Annotated in this window: 16 protein-coding genes; 7 read left to right on the forward strand and 9 right to left on the reverse strand. The window is 67.0% G+C overall.

Annotated features, from left to right (window positions below; genetic code table 11):
* Positions 1-3 precede the first annotated feature (3 nt).
* The 9 genes from BLT64_RS05635 to cysQ all read right to left on the reverse strand — a co-directional run bounded on the left by BLT64_RS05635 (position 4) and on the right by cysQ (position 10,224).
* A complete protein-coding gene (locus tag BLT64_RS05635) occupies positions 4-1,398 on the reverse strand; it encodes a hypothetical protein (protein ID WP_011748576.1) in 1,395 nt (464 codons plus the stop codon).
* The gene (locus BLT64_RS05640) at positions 1,395-3,095 is read right to left on the reverse strand and encodes a DUF5927 domain-containing protein (protein ID WP_011748577.1); all 1,701 of its coding nucleotides are present in this window, start codon (positions 3,093-3,095) and stop codon (positions 1,395-1,397) included. Before BLT64_RS05640 ends, BLT64_RS05635 begins: the two co-directional genes overlap by 4 nt.
* Entirely contained in the window at positions 3,092-4,117 is a 1,026-nt protein-coding gene (locus tag BLT64_RS05645) for a glycosyltransferase family 2 protein (protein ID WP_011748578.1), read from the reverse strand. Before BLT64_RS05645 ends, BLT64_RS05640 begins: the two co-directional genes overlap by 4 nt.
* Positions 4,118-4,144: 27 nt before the next feature.
* A complete protein-coding gene (locus BLT64_RS05650) occupies positions 4,145-5,383 on the reverse strand; it encodes a glycosyltransferase family 4 protein (protein ID WP_011748579.1) in 1,239 nt (412 codons plus the stop codon).
* Positions 5,373-6,371, reverse strand: a complete 999-nt coding sequence (gene galE, locus BLT64_RS05655) for a UDP-glucose 4-epimerase GalE (RefSeq protein WP_011748580.1) — start codon at positions 6,369-6,371, stop codon at positions 5,373-5,375. Before galE ends, BLT64_RS05650 begins: the two co-directional genes overlap by 11 nt.
* 5 nt (positions 6,372-6,376) lie before the next feature.
* On the reverse strand, positions 6,377-7,267 hold the full coding sequence (locus tag BLT64_RS05660) for a UTP--glucose-1-phosphate uridylyltransferase (RefSeq protein ID WP_011748581.1): 891 nt from the start codon (positions 7,265-7,267) through the stop codon (positions 6,377-6,379).
* A 146-nt stretch (positions 7,268-7,413) separates the two neighbouring features.
* Positions 7,414-8,607 (reverse strand): glycosyltransferase family 2 protein, encoded by a 1,194-nt coding sequence (locus tag BLT64_RS05665; protein ID WP_241663487.1) that lies wholly within the window; start codon positions 8,605-8,607, stop codon positions 7,414-7,416.
* A 14-nt stretch (positions 8,608-8,621) separates the two neighbouring features.
* Positions 8,622-9,422: a 3-deoxy-manno-octulosonate cytidylyltransferase gene (locus BLT64_RS05670; RefSeq protein WP_011748583.1), complete on the reverse strand. Its 801-nt coding sequence runs from the start codon at positions 9,420-9,422 to the stop codon at positions 8,622-8,624.
* Positions 9,423-9,426: 4 nt separating this feature from the next.
* Positions 9,427-10,224 (reverse strand): 3'(2'),5'-bisphosphate nucleotidase CysQ, encoded by a 798-nt coding sequence (gene cysQ / locus BLT64_RS05675; protein WP_011748584.1) that lies wholly within the window; start codon positions 10,222-10,224, stop codon positions 9,427-9,429.
* Between the two features lie 141 nt (positions 10,225-10,365).
* Here cysQ and BLT64_RS05680 point away from each other — a divergent pair, with 141 nt between their 5' ends.
* From BLT64_RS05680 to BLT64_RS27590, 7 genes are all read left to right on the forward strand, one after another.
* A complete protein-coding gene (locus BLT64_RS05680; protein ID WP_011748585.1) occupies positions 10,366-11,187 on the forward strand; it encodes an ABC transporter permease in 822 nt (273 codons plus the stop codon).
* A gap of 257 nt (positions 11,188-11,444) precedes the next feature.
* Positions 11,445-13,361, forward strand: coding sequence for a molecular chaperone DnaK (gene dnaK / locus BLT64_RS05685; protein ID WP_011748586.1), 1,917 nt, complete (start codon positions 11,445-11,447; stop codon positions 13,359-13,361).
* Between the two features lie 81 nt (positions 13,362-13,442).
* On the forward strand, positions 13,443-14,597 hold the full coding sequence (gene dnaJ / locus BLT64_RS05690) for a molecular chaperone DnaJ (RefSeq protein ID WP_011748587.1): 1,155 nt from the start codon (positions 13,443-13,445) through the stop codon (positions 14,595-14,597).
* Between the two features lie 45 nt (positions 14,598-14,642).
* Complete coding sequence (radC, locus tag BLT64_RS05695) at positions 14,643-15,434, forward strand: RadC family protein (RefSeq protein ID WP_011748588.1); 792 nt, start codon at positions 14,643-14,645, stop codon at positions 15,432-15,434.
* A gap of 182 nt (positions 15,435-15,616) precedes the next feature.
* Positions 15,617-16,204, forward strand: coding sequence for a ubiquinol-cytochrome c reductase iron-sulfur subunit (gene petA, locus BLT64_RS05700; RefSeq protein WP_011748589.1), 588 nt, complete (start codon positions 15,617-15,619; stop codon positions 16,202-16,204).
* Positions 16,205-16,214: 10 nt separating this feature from the next.
* A complete protein-coding gene (gene petB, locus BLT64_RS05705) occupies positions 16,215-17,537 on the forward strand; it encodes a cytochrome b (protein WP_011748590.1) in 1,323 nt (440 codons plus the stop codon).
* 12 nt (positions 17,538-17,549) lie between these two features.
* Positions 17,550-18,902 carry a cytochrome c1 gene (locus tag BLT64_RS27590; protein WP_011748591.1) on the forward strand — a complete coding sequence of 451 codons (1,353 nt, stop codon included), beginning with the start codon at positions 17,550-17,552 and terminating at the stop codon, positions 18,900-18,902.
* The last annotated feature ends 121 nt before the right edge of the window (positions 18,903-19,023 follow it).

The following is a 19,023-nucleotide window of genomic DNA, read 5'->3' on the forward strand; positions in this document are numbered from 1 at the left end:
GGCTTAGGGCTGCCCGGCAAAGCCGAAGGCGACGTAGTCGCGCAGGTAAGCCTTTTTCGCCGCACCGCACAGTTCCTGATCGTCCAGAAAGTCCGGGAAGGCATCCGGGCCGGGAAAGGCCGCGGGCTTCCCGATTTCCGCACTGGCCGCAAGCCAGGACAGATCGCGCGGCAGGTCCGCCTCGCGCAGCACCATGTCGGGTGAACCGATGCGGGCAAAGCCGGCCAGCACCTCGGATTGGCTGGCCCAGCCCGGATAGGTCGGCAGCGTGGTCTGGCCGTTCAGGTTGCGGCGCAGGAAATCGAGGAAGGCCGCGAACAATTCGGCCTTGCGACCCAGGTCCAGCGCGGCCAGTTCCTGATCCGGCGGCAGGGGCACGCGATGGATCTGGCGCATCAGATCGCGCAATTCGGCATTCCTGCCCCCGATCAGCGATTCGAACGCCGCCCAGGCACGCAGAAGCGGGTGGCGCAGCACGGTAAAGCTGCGGTGGCCGACATGCTGGCGCTTCCATTGCCGAAGGCTGTTCTGGTTGAAATCCCCCGCGACCGCGCCCATCCGCCGCAGCCAGCCGGAGACCCTGCCGGTCGGGCCGCCCTTGATCGGCATGAAGATCAGCCCCCTGCCCGCCTCGGATCCCAGGAACGAGGGCACGGCCGGTCCCCTGCGCGGCTCGAAATTGGGAATACGGCGCAGCATGAACGGATCGAGGCGGGCCAGTTCGGCCTCCATCTCGTCGAAGTTCTCGACCTTCTCGGACAGCTCGCGCGGGTTCTGCGGCACCTGGTCGCTGGCCGGCTCGACCCATTTCAGGTCGGTGCGGCCCAGCCAGTGCAGCAGGCCGGTCATCACCCCGGCATCGCGCAGGTCTTCATAGCCCAGCCAGAAGGCGGCCTGGCCGGTCAGCTGCAAACGGTGCATGACCTTGAGCTGGAATTCCTCGATCTCTCCCACCGTCTGCCGGAACTCGGCACCATCGAAGCACACGGCGGCGGGGATCGGCGTCTCGGTCTCGTTCAGCTTCCACTGGTTGGTGGTCCGGGCCAGCGCGGTCGAGACATAGCTGTCCACCGGGTTGCGGGTCAGGATGATCTTGGCGCAGGCGCGATCCTCCATGATGGCATCGAAGACGCGCGGATCGTGGTCGTGGAAATAGCGAAACCCCGGCAGGTGGTTCGGCTTGTCGAAGATGGCGGCCAGCAGCCGGTGCGGATCGGCATCGCGCTCGGCCATGGTGATACCCTTGAGCTCGTCCTTGTCGGGCCAGCCCATCATGTAGGGGTTGAAGGCCTCGCCGAAGCAGGTGACGCGCTTGATGGCATTCAGCGTCGCCTCCAGCAGGTTCGAGCCGGTGCGCATCTCGGCGAAGATGACGAAGCTGCGGAAAGGCTGGGTCATGGCGCGGGGTATCCTTGGAGGGTCGGCGTATCGGGATCGAAGCGGGGGGCGGTCAGATCGCCCATGAGCTGCGGGCGCAGCCCGGCATTGCGCAGCCTTTGCAGGAACCGGTCCATGCCGGCGATCTCGCGTATCGGCGGCAAGTCGGCCGCGGCCGCGGGGTCGCCACCCAGCCCTTGCAGGATGCTGCCCAGCACGACCGAGGGCCGGGCACAGAAATCGCCCAGATCCCAGACCTGCACCTGCGCCTTGAGCCAGACCGAATTCAGCACATCCATCTGCGCCAGCTCGGTGCGTTGCAGGATGGCGGCGGCACTGCGGATGTCGTCAAAGGGCATGTCGGAATGCAGAAGCGGCACCGCCCAGGCGCCGGTGACGACGAAGATGCGCGCATTGGGGTCGGTAGCGAGAAACCAGTTCATCTCCTGCATGTCGCGCGGGCTGAACTGCCAGACCTGCATGCGCCGGGTGATGCGGATCAGGTTGGCCAGAAAGCCGCGCGGGTCCAGGTCGCGCAACGCGGCGCTGTCCGACAGCGCCCCCGGCCCGATCGGCGAGCGGCCGGCGAATTCCACGCCATCCACCGCGAAAAGATGGCCATGCACATCGGCATCGATCCGGTCGGCCAGCCAGGTCTCGAATCCCGGCAGCAGGTCGGCAAAGCCCTGGAGCACGGCATAGGGTGCCGCGGTCTTGCCGTTCTCGCGGTCCTTCAGTGGAAAGCGGCTTTGCATGTAAAGCCCGGCCCGGCCAAGCCGGCGGCGTGCCACCGCTTGCCCGACGATGCGGTCCACCCTCCCCGGGCGCGGCTCGGCGGCCGGGGCGGCGGTGGGGTCGCCTTGCGGGAAATGCCGGTAAAGCCGGGCCGCGCCGCGCCAGATCTTGCGGGCGACGAAGCAGCGCGATTGCTGCAAAAGCTCCAGGTGGTCGTCATAGAAGATATAGGGCTTGCCCTGGTCGTCGAACTTGGCCAGCGTCAGCGACCGGCTTTCGATATTCGGCGAATGGCGCCGGGCGAGGGTCTGGAAATAGCTTTCGTCCGGGATCCAGACCCGGCTGAAATAGCGTTCGAACTCGGCCCGGCGCGGATCGGCCAGGATGGCGGCAAGCGTGGACCGCGTCAGGCACCACCATTGCGAGCCCAGATGCGGCACCAGCCCTTGCGGAATGCGGCGGCTGAGCTTCAGCCGGCGCTGCAAGGCGACATAGCGGTCGAACAGCTTGCGCCGGCGCCGGAACGAGAACGGAAAACGCAGGGTAAAACGCTCTTCGTTCAGCCCGCCGACGGTCCAGCCCACATCCCCGGCCGTGACGCTTTCGATGAAATCGCATCCGGGATGCCGAGCCAGATAGGCGCAAAGATCCCGCACCGGCCGCAAGGGCAGGCAGGCACCCGAGACGACCAGCACATGCGTCACATCGCCGAAGTGGTCCAGCAGCAGCGCGGCCGCGTCCTGCGTGGCGCGCACCAGGCTGAAGGTGCCCCATTCGCAGGGATGGCGCGGGCTGAACAGCACCTGCGGCAGGTCGGCCAGCCCGGCACGCATGGCCCGGACGGCATCCGCCGACACCTTGGCATCGACATGGACCGAAACCGCGGCCCCGCCCTCGGCCCAGACGCGCGCCATGCCGGCGGCGATGGGCAGTTCCTCGTGGCACAGCATGACCACGCCCAGCCTGACCGGCGCGTCGCTCATGCCCAGTTCCCCTTGGAGATCAGGCCCAGATCCTCGAGCTGGCGCCAATCGCGCAATGCGCAGGATTGCTCGCACCAGAAATCCGGGTCGTCCCGCAGCCCGGCATGATAGGCCAGATATTCCTGGCTGTCGGCGTAATGCTGGCGCCGGGTCAGTTCCTCGGCGGATTTCTCGGCAAAGGTGGACAGGAACTTGGCATGCAGCAGGCAGCCCGACGCCTTTTCGCCGCCGTCCTGGTCATAGACCAGGTTCAACGAACGCGGCAGCAGCATATGGGTCGAGCTGACATAGGCCATCCCCCGCCGCCAGCGGACCAGCGGGATCTTGTTCAGCGCCGGCGCATTTTCGGGGTCGTCGGCGAAAAAGGCCCGGGCCCGAGGCCCGCCCTGGACCCACAGATTGCCGTATTCGCCGTTCTTGCGGATGACGTAATTGGCCGGGTCGAACCAGCGCGCGATCTGGAAGGGGTCCTGCCCGGCGCGATAGGGCTGCGCGACCAGCGAGCCCCTGGGATACATGTCCAGGAGCATGGCCGAGAACGAGCGGATGTTGCTGGCGTCCAGCCAGTCGGTCAGCGCCTGCAAGGGCCGCGTGTCGTGATGCGGATAGACCAGGAATTCGTCGGGATCGACCGTCAGGCACCAATGCCCCGCACCATGGCGGTGCAAGAGCCAGTTCAGCCAGTCCATGCCAAAGCGCGCAGCCTTGTAGCTGGTATGGGCCAGCCAGACCGAAACGTCCTCTTGTCCGCTCAGATAGTCGCGCCCGCCGTCGTCCGAGCCGTTGTCGACCACCAGGAAATGCCGGATGCCCATCGCCCGGTAATAGTCCAGGAACCAAGGCAGGCGCAGCGCCTCGTTGCGCATGGTCGCGAACAGCAGGATATCGCCCGGGTTGATCCGCCCGGTGCGGTCCCGGACCGGGCGCAGCTGGCGGCCACGCCGCAATGCGCGCGCCAACAGCCATTGACGGCGGGCACGAAGCGTCAGCTTTCGCCGGAGAGACCTGAACGGGCGCGGCACGGGAACATCTTTACCTTTTACAAGGCGTCACATAGCCGTAACGGGCGGGTGGTGCAATGTCTGGCTCAACCCTGCGTAGAACGCCGCGAAATGCGTTTCCCAATCCGGCACCGCCAGCGCCGGCAGCCGCAAGGCCGGCGCATCGGCCAGCCGCGCCACCGCGGCCGCCCAGTCGGCCGGCGCATCGGGGGAAAGCCAGGTCGCGTAATCGCCCAGCATCTCGCGCGCGGCCGGCAGGGGCGTGGCAAGGACCGGGATGCCGCGGCCCGCCGCCTCGGTCAGCGGCAGGCCGAAGCCCTCGGCCCGGCTGGGCATCAGCAGCGCGTGGCTGCGACCGATCAGCGCGGCCACCGCGCCGTCGTCCAGATCGGACAGCTCGCGCACCGGCCCGCCGGACGGCAGGCGGTCGAGCCGGGCAAAGACCTCGCGGTTCTCCCAGCCGCGGCGACCGATGATGAACAGTTGCGGCGGATCGGGCCGGCGCTCCAGCATCTGCCAAGCCTCCAGCAGCAGGGCATGGTTCTTGCGCGGCTCGATGGTGCCGAGGGTGACGAAGAACGGGCGCGACAGGTCCAGGCCGGGGGGCAGCCCGGCGGCGCCGGGCGCGGCCAGACGGGTGCCGATGGGTGCGGCCACGACCGGCGCCCCGTCCGGCAGCCCCAGCCGCTCGCGCCAGCGCAGCACATCGGCGCGGGTGGCCTGCGAAACGGTCAGGATCAGCTCGGCCTGTTCCAGCGCGGCGGCAAGGCGGGCGCGGAACTTCTCCGCCTGCGCGGCGCGGGTGAATTCGGGATGGTCCAGCGGGATCGTGTCATGGATCAGGACCGCCCGCGGCAAGGGGCGCAGGCTCCGCAACAGGCCCGGTTGCAGATTGGCGTGGCCGACATTCAGATAGGCGGCCTGCCCCAGATGCGCCTGCACAGCACGGCCAAGCCCCCGCCCTTCGCGGCCGGTCCGTGCCAGCGCCATGCGGCGCAGCGCGGCCTCGGCCCGCGCAGGCAGGGTGTGCCGCCCGCGCAGCCGGTCCAGCAGATCGGGCGGCGGCAGGTCGTCCAGCGCACCGCCCAACCAGCGCAGGATCGCCGCCCCGGCCCGGGGCGGCAGCAGCAACTGGCCGCGCCGCACCCGGCAGAGCAGCAGATGCGGCCGGTCCTGCAAATGGGCCAGCCATTCCGCCTCTACCCGGTCGATGCCCGTCGCCGGACCACCGCCGAGCCGCGAGATCAGCCGCGAGACATCCAGCAGGACCGCCGGATCAGGCCTCATATCCGCCGTTCTGGTGCCAGCGCCAGGCGTCGCCGATCATCTGCGGCAGGGTCGAGCGCGCCGGGTTCCAGCCCAAGACCGAGATCGCCTTCTCGCTGCCCGAGACCAGCTTGACCGCATCGCCGCCGCGGCGCGGCCCCTCGGTCAGCGGCACCGGGCGGTTGGTGACGTGGCGGGAATGGTCGATCACCTCGCGCACCGAAAAACCGTTGCCGGTGCCAAGGCAGAACACCTCGTGCCCGCCCTCGGCCACCTTGCCGTCCAGCAGGTATCGCAGCCCCAGCACATGCGCATCGACCAGGTCCATCACATGCACATAGTCGCGGATGCAGGTGCCGTCCGGCGTCGGGTAATCCGTGCCGTGGATGGTCAGCGCCGGGCGCTTGCCGTCGATGGCATCGAGGATCAGCGGGATCAGGTGCGTCTCGGGCTGGTGGAACTCGCCCACCTCGGCCTCGGGGTCGGCACCGGCCACGTTGAAATAGCGAAAGATCACCGAGCGCAGCCCGTCGGAGGCGCCGAAATCCTTCAGCATGTCCTCGATCGCGCGCTTGGAGGCGCCATAGGCGTTCAGCGGCGTCTGCGCGGTCGCCTCGTCCAGCACCACCCCGTCATGGTCGCCATAGGTGGCGCAGGTCGAGCTGAAGACGAAGTTCCCGACCCCCGCCGCCAGCGTGGCCTCGATCAGGCTCAGCGAGGCGCCGACATTGCCCCGCCAATACTTGCCCGGCTCGCGCATCGCCTCGCCCACCTGGCTCAGCGCGGCGAAATGCATCACGGCGACGGGCTTGTGCCTGGCAAAGACCTCATCCAGCCGGACGCGGTCCAGCAGGTCGCCCTGCTCGAAGGGGCCGAACCGCACCGCCTGCCGCCAGCCGGTGCACAGATTGTCATAGGTGACGGGCTCGAAACCCGCCGCGCGCAATGCCTTGCAGGCATGCGAGCCGATATAGCCCGCGCCACCCGTCACCAGAACCTTGTCGGTCATGCCGCTTATTCCGCCGCCTTGCGCATCGCCTGGAGGTCGGAAAGATAGTCCGCGAACTCGTCCTTGAGATCGTCGCGCGCCAGCCCGAAGGCCACGGTCGCCTGCAGGAAGCCCGCCTTGGAGCCGCAGTCGAACCGCTGGCCGCGGAAGCGCAGGCCGAACACGTCGCGACCCTCGGCGATCTCGTCGGCGATGGCGTCGGTCAGCTGGATCTCGCCGCCCGAGCCCTGCTTGAGCTTATTGAGGTTGTTCAGCACCGAGGGGGCCAGGATATAGCGGCCGATCACCGCCAGGTTCGAGGGCGGGTTCTCCTTGGGCTTCTCGACCATGCCGCGGGCACGGACGATGGCGCCCATGTCCTCGGCCACGTCCAGCACGCCGTAGGCCCTGGTCTTGTCGAGCGGCACTTCCATGGTGGCGACCATGCTGCCGCCGGTTTCGTTATAGGCCTCGACCATCTGCTGAAGGCAGGGCGGCTCGCCCATGATGACGTCGTCGGTCAGGATGACGGCAAAGGGCTCGTCCCCCACCAGGCGACGGGCGCACCAGACGGCATGGCCGAGGCCAAGCGCCTTGTGCTGGCGGACATAGGCGATGGCGCCCGAATCCATGTTGGTCGAGCGCAGGATCTCCAGAAGCTCGGTCTTGCCGGATTTCTTCAGGCTCGATTCCAGCTCGTGGGCGTGGTCGAAGTAATCCTCCAGCGCCCCCTTGCCGCGCGAGGTGACGAAGATGAATTCCTCGATTCCCGCGGCGCGCGCCTCGTCGATGGCGTATTGGATCAGCGGGCGATCCACCAAGGTCATGATTTCCTTGGGAATGCTTTTGGTGGCGGGTAGAAAGCGGGTGCCCAGTCCAGCCACGGGAAAGATGGCCTTGGTGACTTTGCGAGTCATGAAGTCTGTCTCCTGATTTCTGCGCCGTCGCAGGATATTATCCCTTTTTGCCGGCGCCTGCGCAACAAGCGCCTGACCGGCCCAGTCGTTCCTTCGAAATGCCAAAGTGATTCAAATTCTAGACTTAATGGCGATAATCCGCTGGTTCATCTCCGCCGTCCAGGCAAATTTCCCCGTTCGCGCAGAATGCGCGCATTCCTGCCCAGGAATACCACAGGCGAATCGCCGGGTTGCGAGGCGCCCCAAAGCCCGCCGCATTGCTCCCACCAGCCGCCGTCCGTCAGGGTCAGCCGGTGCGGCAGGAAACTGGGGGTCAGCAGCAGCAGCGCCGCCGGCCGCCCCTCGGCCACGGCCCGCGCCGCGCCGGCGCGCAAGGCGGGCGCCTGCCAGTGCCAGCCGCCCAGAAACAGCGGCTCCCCGGTCGCCGCCGCGCGCGGCATGGGCCGGAACGGCGGAGGAGGAGACCGGCTCCAGAGCGGCGGCGCGGGTGCTAGTCCCCGCCCCTCGGCCAGGCCCCGCTCCAGCGTCGCAAGGATCGGGGCGATGGCAAAGGGATCGAGCCGACCGGCCACCATATGGCGCAAGAGCCTCCGGCGCTGGCTGGCACGCAGCCAGCCCGCATCGCCGCCGTGCCGTGCGGCAAAGATCGCGGCCGACCGGCCGATGACGGTCAGATCGCCGGGCACGCCCGCCTCGCCCCGGCCGGCGCCGGGGGCCGCGCCATGGATCACCTCGGCCTCCGGCACCACTGCCGTCAGCCCCTGCGGAAAGCGCGCCGCCATGCGCAGGTTCACGTCGCTTTCGTCCAGATAATAGGCAAACGCCGGATCGAAGCCGCCGATGGCCAGCAGCGCCTCGCGACGAAAGCCGCAATTCGTGCCGATGGTGCTGACCGGATTGCCCTTTTCGGGTGCCAGCAGCGTGGTTTCGGCAATATTCAGCGGCAAGGTCCGGCCCGAGCGCGTGATCCGCTCGGCCCGGACCTGCCAGCGCAGCCCGTCCGGGCCGCGGGTGAAGCCGGCTGCGGCAAGGACGCGCGGATCGGCCAGGGGCGCGGCCAGCGCCGCAGCCCAGCCCGGCGCGGCCAGCGCATCGTCGTCGATGAACAGCACCACCTCGCCCGCCGCCAGCGCCAGCCCCTCGTTGCGCGCCGCCGAGACATTGGCGCGGTCGAAGGCCAGCCGCTTCAGCGGCAGGTCCGGGCGGATGCCGGCCGAGGCGGGATCGGCCACCAGCACGATCTCGAAATCGGGATGGGTCTGGGCGGCCAGCGCGGTCAGGCAACGGGCCAGAGCCTGCGGCCGATGGCGCGAGATGACGACGATGCTGGTCGAAGGCATCCCGCTCGGGGGCATCAGGCGATGCCCATGCGACTCATCATCGCCTCCAGCTTGGGCACGTCCGAGGGGTTGTTCAGCTCCCAGAACTCGCGGCCCTTCGCCTCGACCTCGACGCAAAGGATGCGGCGGCCGCGCTCCAGGAAACGCAATTGCTCCAGCCCCTCCAGCACCTCCAGCCGGCCCTCGCCCCAGGCCGGATATTCGGCCAGCGCCGCGGGGCGATAGGCATAGACGCCGACATGGTGAAACACCGGCGTCGGCTCGCTGGGGCCGAAATCGGCGCCGGCATAGGGGATGACCTCCTTGGAGAAATACAGCGCCCGGCGGTCGTGCCCGAAGACGGCGGTGGTGCCGCCCACCCGGCCGGCCACCCGATCGGAGATCAGTTCCGAGCGCATGGCCCCCGAGCAGCGCAGCACCGGCGTCGCCACGTCGGCGCCCGGATCGGCACGCAGCCCGGCGACCAGCTCCTCGACGAACCAGGTCGGAGTCAGCGGTGCGTCCCCTTGCAGGTTCACCACGATCTCGGGCGAAAGCCCCAGGCTGGCCACCGCCTCGGCGCAGCGTTCGGTGCCGTTTCGGGCCGCGGTCGAGGTCATGGCGACCTCGGCCCCGAAGCCGGCGGCATGGTCGCGGATGCGCTCGTCGTCGGTGGCGACGATCACCCGGTCGATGCCCTGGACCGCCCGCGCCGCCTCCCAGCTGCGGCGGATCAGGGTCTGTCCGGTGCCGGTCGCGCCGCGCAGCTCGACCAGCGGCTTGCCGGGATAGCGCGTCGAGGCGTGGCGCGCGGGAATGACGATAACGACGGACATCGGATCAATCCTTGACCAGCAGCACGCCCGGGGCGAAGGCGATGAAGAACGGGTTTTCGAATCCCGGCTTGCCATAGGCCAGGGCGGCATGGTCGTCGAAACGCACCACCTCGCCCCCCGCGCCGCGCAGCACGGCGTCGCCGGCGGCGGTGTCCCATTCCATGGTGCGGCCCAGCCGCGGGTAGAGATCGGCCTCGCCCGTCGCCACCAGGCAGAATTTCAGCGAGCTGCCCGCCGAGGTCATGTCGCGCACGCCGTAGCGGGCGATATAGGCGTCGGTCGCCGCGTCGCGATGCGATTTCGAGGCGACGACCATCAGCGCCCGGTTGTCAGGCATGGAATTGACGCCGATGGGCGTGACCTCGCCCGGCTCTTCGCCGAAGGGGCCCTTTTCCTCGACCGAGCCGCCCTGCGCGGTGGTGTAGAACAGCCGCCCCTTGGCCGGCGCATAGACCACGCCCAGCCGCGGCACGCCGTTCTCGACATAGGCGATGTTGACGGTGAAGTCGCCGCGGCGCTGCACGAATTCCTTGGTGCCGTCCAGCGGATCGACGATCAGAAAGGTCGACAGGCTTTGGCCGTGGGTCTCGGCCTGTTCCTCGGTCACCAGCGGGATGTCGGGGAATGCAGCGCGCAGCCCGGCCGAAATCAGCGCATCGGCGGCCTCGTCGGCCTCGGTCACGGGCGAGGCGTCGGCCTTCGCGCGCACGTCGAAATCCTCGGCACCGTAGATCTTCATGATCTCGTCGCCGGCGCGCAGGGCGAGACGTCGCATTTCGGCAATCATTCGATCGAATTGCATCGTTTTTCCTTTCCGATCCGCAGCCTCGGGGATGCGGCGGCGATTGAATACCGCTGTCGGCTTCCTTATGATGCCGCGAACCGCGCAGGGCAAGCGCCCCGCTGAGCCGCAACAGAAACCCCAGGTGGAACCGAACCGCCGATGTTCACCCAGCGCCGCAGCCGCAACCTGCTCGAAGCCGCGTTCACCACGCTGTCGCTGATCTATCATGTCACGGTCAACAACCTGCGCAAGGGCCAGCGCAATGCCGTGGTCGGGCTGATCATGACGGTCACGCAGGCCATCGTCATGATCACGGGCTTCTACCTGATCTTCGCCATGATGGGGGTCCGGCATGCGCCGATCCGGGGCGACTACATCGTCTATATCATGTCCGGCATCTTCATGTTCATGGCCCATTCCCAGGCCATCGGCGCGGTGGCCTCGGCGGGCAGTCCCAACAACCAGATGATGAAGCACGGGCCGATGAACACCGCGGTGATGATCACGGCCGCGGCGCTCGCCTCGCTCTACAAGCAGACCTTCTCCAGCATCGTGGTGCTGACCGGCTATCACTACCTGATCCAGCCGATCCAGATCGACAACCCGCTGGGCTGCTATGCCATGCTGCTGCTTTCCTGGTTCGCGGGGTGCTGCATCGGGCTGATCTTCCTGTCGCTCCGGCCCTGGTGGCCGCAGGGCATCCAGGTGCTGACGCAGTTCTACCAGCGCATCAACATGGTGTTTTCGGGCAAGATGTTCGTGGCGAACCTGATGCCCAGCGCGTTGCTGCACATGTTCTCGTGGAACCCGCTGTTCCATGTCATCGACCAGACGCGCGGCTTTGCCTTCATCAACTACTCGCCGCGCAACTCGTCGCTGGACTATCCGCTCTATGCCACGCTGACGCTGCTGATGATCGGGCTGATGGCGGAATTCGTGACCCGCCGGACGGTCTCGATCAGCTGGTCGGCCGGCCGCTGATGCCGCGCCCCGCCCCGCATCTGCCGTGCCTTCGCGCCGGGCCTTGCCCGGCCGCGCGCCGGCGCCCCGACCGCAGGCGCCGACGGCATGTTTTCTGCCGTCCGGCCAGCTTGCAGCCCGCCAGACCCCTTCCTATATAGGCCCATGAAGTGCGAAGGGGCCCTGAACAGGGTCCCCCTCGCTCAATCCAGGGATCGGGCTTCGGGGGCCGTTTAAGGACCCAAGGCCCAGAATATCGCCGCAAGAAAGGTTATTGCATGTCCAAAGTCATCGGCATCGACCTCGGAACCACCAACAGCTGCGTCGCCATCATGGACGGCAGCCAGCCCAAGGTCATCGAGAACTCGGAAGGTGCGCGCACCACGCCCTCGATCGTCGCCTTCACCGACAGCGAACGTCTGGTCGGCCAGCCCGCGAAGCGCCAGGCGGTCACCAACCCGTCGAACACGGTCTTTGCCGTCAAGCGCCTGATCGGCCGCCGCACCACCGACGCGGAAGTCGAGAAGGACAAGAAGCTCGTCCCCTATGCCATCGTCGACGGCGGCAATGGCGACGCCTGGGTCGAGGTGCGCGGCGACAAATATTCGCCCAGCCAGATTTCCGCCTTCATCCTGCAGAAGATGAAGGAAACCGCAGAATCCTACCTGGGCGAGCCGGTCACCCAGGCGGTGATCACGGTTCCCGCCTATTTCAACGACGCCCAGCGCCAAGCCACCAAGGATGCCGGCAAGATTGCCGGGCTGGAAGTCCTGCGCATCATCAACGAGCCGACCGCGGCGGCGCTGGCCTATGGCCTCGACAAGAAGGACAGCAAGACCATCGCGGTCTACGACCTCGGCGGCGGCACCTTCGACATCACCATCCTGGAAATCGACGACGGGCTTTTCGAAGTCAAATCCACCAACGGGGACACGTTCCTGGGCGGTGAGGACTTCGACATGCGCATCGTCAACTACCTGGCCGACGAGTTCAAAAAGGAACACGGCGTCGACCTGACCAAGGACAAGATGGCGCTCCAGCGCCTCAAGGAAGCCGCCGAGAAGGCCAAGATCGAGCTGTCGAGCTCCAGCCAGACCGAGATCAACCAGCCGTTCATCTCGATGGACAAGGATTCGGGCACGCCGCTGCACATGGTCATGAAGCTGACCCGTGCCAAGCTGGAAAGCCTGGTCGGCGACCTGATCAAGCGCACGATGAAGCCGGTGCAGGACGCGCTGAAGGATGCCGGCATGTCCAAGGGCGACATCGACGAGATCGTGCTGGTCGGCGGCATGACCCGCATGCCGAAAGTGGTCGAGGAAGTGACCGCCTTCTTCGGCAAGGAACCGCACAAGGGCGTGAACCCCGACGAGGTCGTGGCGCTTGGCGCCGCCATCCAGGCCGGCGTGCTGCAAGGCGACGTCAAGGACGTGGTGTTGCTGGACGTGACGCCGCTGTCCTTGGGCATCGAGACGCTGGGCGGCGTGTTCACCCGGCTGATCGACCGCAACACCACCATCCCGACCAAGAAGTCGCAGATCTTCTCGACCGCCGAGGACAACCAGAACGCCGTGACCATCCGGGTCTTCCAGGGTGAGCGCGAGATGGCGGCCGACAACAAGCTGTTGGGCCAGTTCAACCTGGAAAACATCCCGCCGGCACCGCGCGGCATGCCGCAGATCGAGGTGACCTTCGACATCGACGCGAACGGCATCGTCAGCGTCAGCGCCAAGGACAAGGGCACCGGCAAGGAGCAGAAGATCACCATCCAGGCCTCGGGCGGCCTTTCGGATGACGAGATCGACCGCATGGTCAAGGACGCCGAAGCCAATGCCGAGGCCGACAAGCAGCGCAAGGAGCTGGTCGAGGCCAAGAACCAGGCCGAAAGCCTGATCCACACCACCAAGAAGTCGCTGGAAGAGCATGGCGACAAGGTGGACGGCTCGACCGTCGAGGCGATCGAACTGGCCGTCGGCGCGCTGGAAGAGGCCCTCAAGTCCGAGGATGCCGGCAAGATCAAGGGCGGCATCCAGAACCTGATGGACGCCTCGATGAAGCTGGGCGAGGCCATCTACAAGGCCAGCCAGGCCGAAGCCGGCACCGGCGATGCCGAGGGCGAGGCCGGACCGCGCGACGTGGATGACGAGATCGTCGATGCCGATTTCGAGGATCTCGGCGAAGACAAGCGCAAGTAAGCGCGATGCGAACCATCCGGCCGGCCCGATGCAGACCCGCACGGGCCGGCCATTTCTTGAAAGACCCCGGACTCGAACGACATGGCGAAACGTGACTATTACGAGGTGCTGGGCGTTGCACGGGGCGCCTCGGCCGACGAGATCAAGAAGGCCTACCGCGCCAAGGCAAAGCAGTTGCACCCCGACCGCAACAAGGATTGCAAGGTGTCCGAAGCCGCGTTCAAGGAAGTGAACGAGGCTTACGAGTGCCTGAAGGACGACCAGAAGAAGGCCGCCTATGACCGCTTCGGCCATGCCGCCTTCGAGAACGGCGGCGGCGGTTTCGGCCGGGGCAACGGCCATGGCGATTTCGGCTCGGCCTTCGCCGACGTGTTCGAGGACCTGTTCGGCGACATGATGGGCCGCCGCGCCGGTGGCGGCGGGCGTTCTCGTGCCAGCCGCGGCCAGGATCTGCGCTACAATCTGCGCGTCTCGCTGGAAGAAGCCTATAACGGCGCGCAAAAGACCATCAACGTTCCCGGTTCGGTCGCCTGCGCCGCCTGCAACGGCACCGGCGCCGAGGGCGCGGTCGAGCCCGCCACCTGCCCCACCTGTTCGGGCATGGGCAAGGTCCGGGCGACGCAGGGCTTCTTCACCGTCGAGCGCACCTGCCCGACCTGCAGCGGCCATGGCCAGATCGTCAAGAATCCCTGCCAGGAATGCCGTGGCGCCGGACGCGTCCAGAAAGAGCGCACGCTGTCGGTGAACATTCCCGCCGGGGTCGAGACCGGCACCCGCATCCGCTTGGCGGGCGAGGGCGATGCCGGGATGCGCGGCGGTCCGGCGGGCGACCTCTACATCTTCATCGAGGTCAGGGAACATCCGATCTTCATGCGCGACGGCCGGATGCTGGCCTGCCAGGTTCCGGTCAGCATGACCACCGCCGCGCTCGGCGGCGAGATCGAGGTGCCGACCATCGACGGCGGCCGCTCGCGCGTCAAGGTGCCGCCGGGCACGCAATCGGGCAAGCAGTTGCGGCTGCGCGGCAAGGGCATGCCGCCCCTGCGCCACGGGCCGGGGCTGAACGGCGAAGCCGGCGACATGCTGATCGAGCTGGCGGTCGAGACGCCGGTGAACCTGACCGCGCGCCAGAAAGAGCTTTTGCGCGAGTTCGAGGCCATCAATGCCGACAACAACCCGCAGACCCAGGGCTTTTTCCAGAAGATCAAGGGGTTCTGGGACGAAATGAAGGGCTGATCGGGCGTTAACCGCCTGTTCACCCCTCCATGCCAGTCTGGCGGCATGGAACCGAATCGCGCCTTTCACGAAGCACCATTGCCGCTTTTCGCCCCCGCGCCAGGCTCTGCGGGGGATGAAGCTCCGCTCGCCGGGGCCGCCTCCGTTGCGTGCGGCACACGCCCGCCCAGCTATATCGCCGATCACCGTGCCCGGCTGCGGGAACGCTTCATGCAGGGCGGCGCGGCGGCCATGCCCGATTACGAACTTCTGGAGCTGGTGCTGTTCCGCGCCATCCCGCGCCAGGACGTGAAGCCCCTGGCACGCCGGCTGCTCGATCGTTTCGGGGATTTCAACCGCGTGCTTTCCGCCCCGCCCGCCCGGCTGGCCGAGGTTTCGGGCCTCGGCCCCGCCGTCCTGCAAGAGCTGAAGATCGTCGAGGCGGCGGCACAACGGCTCGCCCGGTCGCGCGTCATGCATCGCCCGGTGCTGACCAGTTGGGACGCGCTGCTGGACTATTGCCACACCGCCATGGCGCATGGCGAGATCGAACAGTTCCGGGTGCTCTATCTCGACCGCAAGAATGTGCTGATCGCGGATGAGGAACAGGCGCGCGGCACCGTCGATCACGTCCCGGTCTATCCGCGCGAGATCATGCGCCGGGCGCTGGAACTGTCCGCCAGCGCGCTGATTCTGGTGCACAACCATCCTTCGGGCGACCCGACCCCATCGCAGGCCGACATCGGCATGACGAACCGCATCGTCGCGGCGGCCGAGGTGATGGGAATCGCGGTCCACGACCACCTGATCATCGGCAGGTCGCGCGAACTCAGCTTTCGCAGCGAAGGACTGCTTTAGCGCAAACACGCGGAAAGGCGCCTGTTCCCGCGCAACCAAAATCCCACACCTGCGGCGATTTGCGGCGCTGCCGGACACCGGGGCCGCTGGACTGACGGGGATTTGATCGCTAGAACCGCGCGGCGAGGGCTTGTGCAAAACACGGCCCGTTCCGTCGTATCGCCCCGAATTCCGGGGCATAAATGGAGATCAAACCCGTGTCCCACGCAGACGAACACGCAGGCGATCACGGCGCCACCCGGAGGGACTTCCTCTACTACGCGACGGCCGGTGCCGGCACCGTCGCGGCCGGGGCCGCCGCCTGGACCCTTGTCAACCAGATGAACCCCTCGGCCGATGTGCAGGCGCTTGCCTCGATCCAGGTCGATGTCAGCGGCGTCGAGACCGGCACCCAGCTGACGGTGAAATGGCTCGGCAAGCCCGTGTTCATCCGTCGCCGCACCGAGGACGAGATCCAGGCCGGCCGTGAGGTCGATCTGGGCCAGTTGATCGACCGGAGCGCCCAGAACTCCAACAAGCCCGACGCGCCCGCCACCGACGAAAACCGCACGATGGACGAGGCCGGCGAGTGGCTGGTGATGATCGGCGTCTGCACCCATCTGGGCTGCGTGCCGATCGGCGACGGCGCCGGCGATTTCGGCGGCTGGTTCTGCCCGTGCCACGGGTCGCATTACGACACCTCGGGCCGCATCCGCAGGGGGCCGGCGCCGCAGAACCTGCATATCCCCGTCGCCGAATTCCTCGACGACACCACCATCAAGCTGGGCTGAGGAGGCGCACATGGCCGGAATTCCCCACGACCATTACGAGCCCAAGACGGGCTTCGAGCGCTGGCTGCATCGCCGCCTGCCCATCGTCAGCCTGGTCTACGACACCCTGATGATCCCCACCCCCAAGAACCTCAACTGGTGGTGGATCTGGGGCATCGTGCTGGCCTTCTGCCTGGTGCTGCAAATCGCGACCGGCATCGTGCTGGTGATGCATTACACGCCGCATGTCGACCTGGCCTTCGCCTCGGTCGAGCATATCATGCGCGACGTGAACGGCGGCTACATGCTGCGCTACCTGCATGCGAACGGCGCCTCGCTGTTCTTCCTCGCCGTCTATATCCACATCTTCCGCGGCCTCTATTACGGCTCCTACAAGGCCCCGCGCGAGGTGACCTGGATCGTCGGCATGCTGATCTATCTGATGATGATGGGCACCGCCTTCATGGGCTATGTGCTGCCCTGGGGCCAGATGTCCTTCTGGGGCGCCACGGTGATCACCGGCCTCTTCGGCGCGATCCCGGGCGTCGGCGAAGCGATCCAGACCTGGCTGCTGGGCGGCCCGGCGGTGGACAACCCCACGCTCAACCGCTTCTTCTCGCTGCATTACCTGCTGCCCTTCGTCATCGCGGCGCTGGTAGTGGTCCATATCTGGGCCTTCCACACCACCGGCAACAACAACCCGACCGGCGTCGAGGTCCGTCGCGGCTCGAAGGAAGAGGCGAAGAAGGACACCCTGCCCTTCTGGCCCTATTTCGTGATCAAGGATCTGTTCGCGCTGGCCGTTGTGCTGGTCGTGTTCTTCGCCATCGTCGGCTTCATGCCGAACTATCTGGGCCATCCCGACAACTATATCGAGGCGAACCCGCTGGTGACGCCCGCGCATATCGTGCCGGAATGGTATTTCCTGCCCTTCTACGCCATCCTGCGCGCCTTCACCGCCGATGTCTGGGTGGTGATGCTGGTCAACTGGCTGTCCTTCGGCATCATCGACGCCAAGTTCTTCGGCGTGATCGCGATGTTCGGCGCCATCCTGGTCATGGCCCTGGTGCCGTGGCTTGACACCTCGCGCGTACGCTCGGGCCAGTATCGCCCGCTGTTCAAGTGGTGGTTCTGGCTGCTGGCGGTGGACTTCGTGGTCCTGATGTGGGTGGGCGCCATGCCGGCCGAGGGGATCTATCCCTATATCGCGCTGGCCGGCTCGGCCTATTGGTTCGCCTATTTCCTCATCATCCTGCCGCTGCTGGGCATCATCGAAAAACCCGATGCGATGCCGCAGACCATCGAGGAAGACTTCAATGCCCATTACGGGCCTGAAACCCATCCTGCCGAGTAAGGAGAGGCAACAATGACCCTGAGAAACGCATCGCTCACGGCTGTTGCGGCCCTGACCGTTGCCCTGGCAGGCGGCGCCGTGGCACAGGACGCAAGCACCGCGCCCGGCACGACGGCTCCTGCGGGCTCGAGCTATCATACGAACGAGGCCGCTCCCGCGGCTGCCGACACGGCACCGGCGGCGGAAGCCGCGGACGAGCCGGCAGCGGAAGAGGCCGAGGCCGGGGAAGCCGAGGTAACGGAAGAACCGGCCGCCACGGAAACGCCGGCCGAAGAGCCGGCCGCGGACGAGCCGGCGGCAACCGAGGAACCGGACGCCGAAGCCGAGCCCGCTGCCGAGGAAGCGCAAGCGACCACGGAAGAGGCCCCGGCCGAGGAGCCGGCTGCCGAGGAACCGGCAGCGGAAGAACCCGCGGAAGAGCCGGCCGCAGACGCTCCTGCCGAGGAGGCCGCGGCCGAGGAAGCCCCGGCCGAGCCCGAAGCAGCTGCCGAGGAACCGGCCGCCGAAGAGCCGGAAGCGACCGAGGAGGAAGCCCCCGCAGAGGAGGCCGCCGCCGAGGAAGCTCCCGCAGAGGAAGTCGTCGAAGACGAAGCCGCTGCCGATCATGGCGACGCGGCCGCTCAAGAGGCAGGCGACAGCCATGCCGCCGCGCATATCGAGGACATCTCGTTCAGCTTCGAGGGGCCCTTCGGCAAGTTCGACCAGCATCAGCTGCAGCGCGGCTTGCAGGTCTATACCGAGGTCTGCTCGGCCTGCCACGGCCTGCGCTATGTGCCGCTGCGCACCCTTGCCGACGAGGGCGGCCCGCAGCTGCCCGAGGATCAGGTCCGCGCCTATGCCGCGAACTTCGACATCACCGACCCGGAAACCGAAGAGGATCGCCCGCGCGTTCCGACCGACCACTTCCCCACCGTCAGCGGTGAGGGGATGGGACCGGACCTGTCGCTGATGGCCAAGGCGCGCGCCGGGTTCCACGGCCCCTACGGCACCGGCCTTTCGCAGCTGTTCAACGGCATCGGCGGCCCGGAATACATCCATGCCGTCCTGACCGGCTATGACGGCGAGGAAAAGGAAGAGGCAGGCGCGGTGCTTTACCACAACGCCGCCTTCGCCGGGAACTGGATCCAGATGGCGGCGCCCCTCAGCGACGACCAGGTCACCTATGAGGATGGCACCCCGGCGACCGTCGACCAGATGGCGACCGACGTGGCCGCCTTCCTGATGTGGACCGCCGAGCCCAAGATGATGGATCGCAAGCAGGTCGGCTTCGTCTCGGTGATCTTCCTGATCGTGCTTGCAGCGCTGCTCTACCTGACCAACAAGAAGCTGTGGCAGCCGATCAAGCATCCGCGCAAGCCGGAATGATCGCCCGGTCCTGATCCTGAAACGCGCCCTCCGGGGCGCGTTTTTCTTTGCCGGGACGCGCTTTCGCCCTGCCTGATATGGACAAGCTGCCCGCGCGCCGTTCAGATGGCCCGGTGCGACG

The sequence above is a fragment of the Paracoccus denitrificans genome, from assembly GCF_900100045.1.
GTDB classification, from domain to species: domain Bacteria; phylum Pseudomonadota; class Alphaproteobacteria; order Rhodobacterales; family Rhodobacteraceae; genus Paracoccus; species Paracoccus denitrificans.